The following is a 4,984-nucleotide window of genomic DNA, read 5'->3' on the forward strand; positions in this document are numbered from 1 at the left end:
GTCCGCGAACAGCGCGAGGACTTCCGGTGGAAGTTTCAGGTCGAGAGTGTCCTCGGTACTGGAGTCGGCGGATGGCAACGGAACTCCTTCCTGTCCCGGTCGGGCGCGGAAGGGCCGCGCGGGCGGGGCGTAGAGGCCGGTCGGCGGCGGTGCGGTGCCGCCGCTCAGCGGGCCAGCGGGTTGGGCAGGGCGACGTACACGGACTGGGTGTCGACGGGCCCGACGAGTTCGTCCATTCCGTGCAGCCGGGTCAGCAAATTGGCCTTGCAGCGCAAGTGCGGGCTGTACAGCAGGCGCTCGGGAAGGCTGCTGGAGCCGTCCGCCACGCCCGTGAGGAAGCGGCGGAAGGCAGCGAGCAGCACTTCCTCGTCGGCGAGCCGCTGCGCCCCGAAGGCGCCGATCAGGCCGAGGACGTTGTTGATGCCGAGGTAGTAGGCGAAGCGCTCGTCGGCCACCTCGTCGGCGACGAAGGTGTCGCTGTGTGCGCCGATGCCGGGCAGTTGCCGCTCCAGCGCGCCGCGGTGCGACTCGCGGAAGTAGTAGCCCTGGTTGTCGCGGTAGCGGCCGCCGCGCGGCCAGCCGTCGGCGTCGAGCAGGACAAGCGTGTTCTGCTGGTGCGCCTCGAGGGCGATGCCCGCCTCACCGTCCAGCCACAGCGCCGGCCGGACCACCTCGTCGAGGTAGCGCAGGAACCACTCGGTGGCGACCGCGGTCCCCGGCCGTCCGCTGCGCTCGGCCAGGCGGCCGACGAGCACCGCGAGCCGGGAGGCGAGAGCAGGCGCGGGCACTCCCGGCCACGGCCGCGGCGAGGTCAGCCCGGCCACGCAGTGCGCCTGCGCGCCGCGACCGAACGGGCTGTGCCGCAAGGCGACGTCCAGGCCGGCCACCGGGCTGCCGTCCCTGTCGTCCACGCCCAGCCATGCGGGGTCGCGGACGATGTCGAAGCGCGGATACGCCTCATGCCAGCGGGCGGCCAGGCCACTGCGCAGCAGCCGGTGCACCTCGGTGCCACGCAGCAGCTCCTTGCGGAGGTTCTCCCGGCGGGAATTGGTGATGCGCAGGGCCAGCGACAGCTTCAGCATGACCTGTACGCCAGGCTGATAGACGGTGCGGACCGACGAGGTGGGGTGCCACGCGTCCCCGATGGGGCCGAGGTCGTGTAGCAGCCCGGCGTCGAACAGTTCCCGTACGGCGGGCCGGTGGCGCACCTCGCGCGCCTGCCACGGGTGCAGCGGAAGCGGCGCGGTCCCCGCGGGCAGTGCCAGACCGGGCCCGGCCAGCGCCGTGAGCAGATCGGGCGCGGGGACCGGCCTGCCTCGTTCGGTCCACGCCGAGTCGGTGCCGAGCAGCGAGTGGTCCACCGCGAACCAGTGCAGCGGGAACGCACCGCGCAACTCGGGCGAGTAGGCCGCCGTCTCGGCGTCGCCCAGGCCGTCGCGGCTCTTGGGCGTCGGGTGCAGCGGGTGACCGAGAATCAACGCCTGCTCGGAGTCGAGGAACGGCAGTTCGGGATCGCTGTGCCCGGGACGTTCCCGCCGGTCGGTGACGAAGACAGCGGTCCGGCGTACCGAGTCGGCCACCCTGGCGACCAGGTCGGCGCCCTCTGCCGGATCGGCGCCGCTCTCCCGGGCCAGCAGCGCGGCGAGTTCGACCGCGGTCAGCGGCCTTTGGTCGGCGGTGGTGAGCCGGGCGGGCCCGAAGCGGTGGTGGCCGGTGGCGGACCAGTGGTGGACGACCGCGCCGGCCACGGTGCCCGCCGCCGCCAGCGGCACCCGCAGCAGCCCGTCGGCCGGCTTCGCCAGGTTCTTCTCGCGGGTCCAGCAGCGCAGCAGCGCCTCGGTGCCGGCCGCGTCGGCCACGGCGTACGGCTCGTCGCGCGCCAGCGGGTCGGGGCCGGTCACGACCCGGGGGGTGCGTGCCCGCTGGGGTGGCACAGAGGTGGCGGTGTCATGGCGGTCGGTGCCGGCGGGGTCCACGGGTGCGGTCATGCCAGGGGCCTCACTTGTCGGTACGGCGGTGCGGCGGTGCTGTACGGCGGCGGGGGTGATGTGCCTTGGTTCGTCGGTGTGCCTCGGCGTGGCGGCGCGGTGCGCCGGGGCTGTACCGCGGCGTGGCACGCGGTGGCACACCGTTGCTGCGCCCCGCCGCGGCAGTCGGGTCGTGAAGTGGTCCGGAGCAGGCGGGTGAAGCAACGGGTACGGCGCCGCGCGTCAGTGCGGTGCTTCGCTCGCGATGCGGCGGGCGGCCTCACGGGGTGCCTGCCGGCTGGGAGTTGCCCGTGCGCAAGGCGTCGATCCCCCTGGCCCGCCCGCCGGTGGCGCCACCGCGGCCGCCGGCTTCGGGCGCGTCGGCGGCGGCGATCGCGTCGGCGAGCCGGTCCAGTACGGCTTCGGCCTGCTCGTCGGTGATCGTCAGCGGCGGCAGCAGCCGTACGACGCTGGCGTGCCGACCGCCCAGTTCGATGATCAGGCCGCGCCGCAGGGCCTCCTGCTGGACGCGGGTGGCGAGGCGGGGCGCGGCCGGCAGCGCCCCGTAGTCGTCGGGCTCGGCGCCGGCGTCGACGAGTTCGACGCCGATCATCAGGCCGCGGCCGCGTACGTCGCCGATGCAGGCATGGTGAGCGGCCAGAGCGCGCAGCCGGCGCAGCATGCGGGACCCGACCTCCTCGGCACGCTCGTGGAGCGCGTTGCGCGCCACGTAGCGGATCGTGGCGGTGCCCGCGGCCATGGCGAGCTGGTTGCCGCGGAAGGTGCCGGCATGGGCGCCTGGGTGCCAGGTGTCCAGCTCCTCCCGGTAGACGATCACCGCGAGCGGGAGGCTGCCGCCGATGGCCTTGGACAGCACCATGACGTCCGGCACGATGCCGCTGCGTTCGACCGCCCAGAACGTGCCGGTACGGCCGACTCCGGTCTGCACCTCGTCGGCGATCAGCGGGATACCGCGGGCCGCGGTGATCTCCCGCATCCGGCGCAGCCAGGCATCCGGTGCCGGAATGACGCCGCCCTCGCCCTGGACGGACTCCAGCAGCATCGCCGCGGGCTGCTGCACGCCGCCCTTGGGGTCGTCGAGCAGACTGGCCGTCAGCCGCGCGGACAGCTCCGCCCCCTGCTCGCCTCCGGTTCCGAACGGGCAGCGGTAGTCGTACGGGTAGGGCAGCCGGGTGACGCGCGCGTCCCCCTCGGCGGTGGCGCGGGCGTTGGTGTCGCCGGTGGCCGCGAGAGCCGCCGCAGTCATGCCGTGGTAGGCGCCGGAGAAGGCGAGCAGACCGGTCCGGCCGGTGGCGATCCGGGCGAGCTTGATGGCCGCCTCGACCGCGTCGGTGCCGGCCGGGCCGCAGAACTGGATCCGGCCGTGATCGGCGAGCGCAGGCGGCAACGTCTCGAACAAGGCCGTGGTGAAGTCGTCCTTCACGGGCGTGGCGAGGTCCAGGACGTGCAAGGGCGCACCGGAGTCCAGCACCCGCCTGACCGCCTCCAGGACGACCGGATGGTTGTGGCCGAGCGCCAGTGTGCCTGCGCCCGAAAGGCAGTCCAGGTAGCGGCGGCCGTCTGCGCCCTCGACGGTCATCCCGCGGGCCCGGACCGGCACCACGGGCAACGACCGCGCGTACGTGCGCGCCGCGGACTCGCGCTGCGCCTGTCTGCGCAGGATCGCCTCCCCCGAACCGAAGTCTTCGGCGGGTGCCGTAAGTTGTCCCGGCACGCTCGAAGTGGCCGCCACGTGTGCTCTCCTCCTGCTCGGCGTTCCGTCCGTCTATCCCCCATCCGTACTAACGACGCGGTCACCGACCGATCACGGGCCGTCGCCGGACTTTCCCGCGCGGAACCGCCCACAGCTCCGGCGCCGTCAATGAATCAGGCAGCACACGACCCACGAACGCACGAATCAGGGGGACATACGTCCATGCCATCGATACGCAGGCCGCTGATCGCCGTGGCGGCCGCCGTACTTCTCGCGGGCGCGGTCACCGCGTGCGGGCCGTCAGGGAGCAATGACGACGCCAAGGCGACGACTTCGCCGAGCACCGCCGCGGCGGCCAAGAACTCGTTGCCCAAGCTGCCCAAGTCACTGCCCACGAGCCTCGGCGACCTGAAGAAGTGGGAGCAGGCGTACAAGGACGGCGGCTGGAAGAACTGGGACAAGTCGTCCTGGCTGCGCAAGGCCCAGGATTTCGTCAACCCGGTGATCGACGGTCTGTGGAGCAACGACCGGATGAAGGGCGCCGATCAGGACGACAAGCAGGTGCCCGCGGATGTGCCCGCCGACCAGGGGAAGACCGACCCGGTACCCGCACCCGAGGCGGCCAGGAAGGTCGGTACGCCCTACCACGACAACGCACCAGCGGTCGGCAAGCTCTTCTTCGACAGCCCGAAGGGGCCGATGGTCTGCTCGGCCACGGTGGTGGACGACCCGGCGCACCCGGGCAAGTCGAACCTGGTGTGGACGGCCGGTCACTGCGTGCACGCGGGCAAGAACGGTGGTTGGTACCGCAACATCGCCTTCGTGCCCGACTACAACGACAGCGGCCAGAGCGCGGCCGCGCTGGCGAACGCGGGCGTGGACAAGCTCGCGCCGTACGGCGTGTGGTGGGCGGACTGGGCCGGCACCTCGGACGAGTGGATCGGCTCCGGTTCCGAGCAGGGCGGTGGCGGTTCGCCGTACGACTTCGCGGTGCTGCACGTGACGCCCGCGAAGGGCTCCGGCGGCAAGTCGCTGCAGGAGACGGTCGGGGCAGCGATGCCGGTGTGGTTCGACGCTCCCTCGACGACGCAGATCAAGACCATCGGCGCATGGGGCTACCCGGCGGAGGCACCGTACGACGGGCAGCGGATGTACGCCTGCCAGGGCAAGCCGGGTCGGCTGTCGCTGCTCACCTCGGCACCGACGGAGTACCGGCTCGGCTGCACGATGACCGGTGGCGCCTCCGGTGGCGGGTGGTTCGCCACGATGCCGGACGGCAAGGAGGGGCTGGTCAGCAACACGT

Annotated in this window: 3 protein-coding genes; 1 reads left to right on the forward strand and 2 read right to left on the reverse strand. The window is 72.7% G+C overall.

Annotated features, from left to right (window positions below; all coding sequences use genetic code 11):
• Positions 1-164 precede the first annotated feature (164 nt).
• Both AC13HU_RS31925 and AC13HU_RS31930 read right to left on the reverse strand, forming a co-directional pair.
• Positions 165-1,988 carry an IucA/IucC family protein gene (locus AC13HU_RS31925; protein WP_483045465.1) on the reverse strand — a complete coding sequence of 608 codons (1,824 nt, stop codon included), beginning with the start codon at positions 1,986-1,988 and terminating at the stop codon, positions 165-167.
• A gap of 259 nt (positions 1,989-2,247) precedes the next feature.
• On the reverse strand, positions 2,248-3,702 hold the full coding sequence (locus AC13HU_RS31930) for a diaminobutyrate--2-oxoglutarate transaminase family protein (RefSeq protein WP_483045467.1): 1,455 nt from the start codon (positions 3,700-3,702) through the stop codon (positions 2,248-2,250).
• A gap of 201 nt (positions 3,703-3,903) precedes the next feature.
• Here AC13HU_RS31930 and AC13HU_RS31935 point away from each other — a divergent pair.
• On the forward strand, positions 3,904-4,984 hold a 1,081-nt coding region (locus AC13HU_RS31935), incomplete at its 3' end, for a trypsin-like serine peptidase (RefSeq protein WP_483045466.1).

The sequence above is a fragment of the Streptomyces sp. NH27 genome, from assembly GCF_056859195.1.

What these genes read in the sequence shown, in the direction of transcription:
- AC13HU_RS31925 (WP_483045465.1), bottom strand. Translation starts at nt 1,988, where the DNA reads ATGACCGCACCCGTGGACCCCGCCGGCACCGACCGCCATGACACCGCC.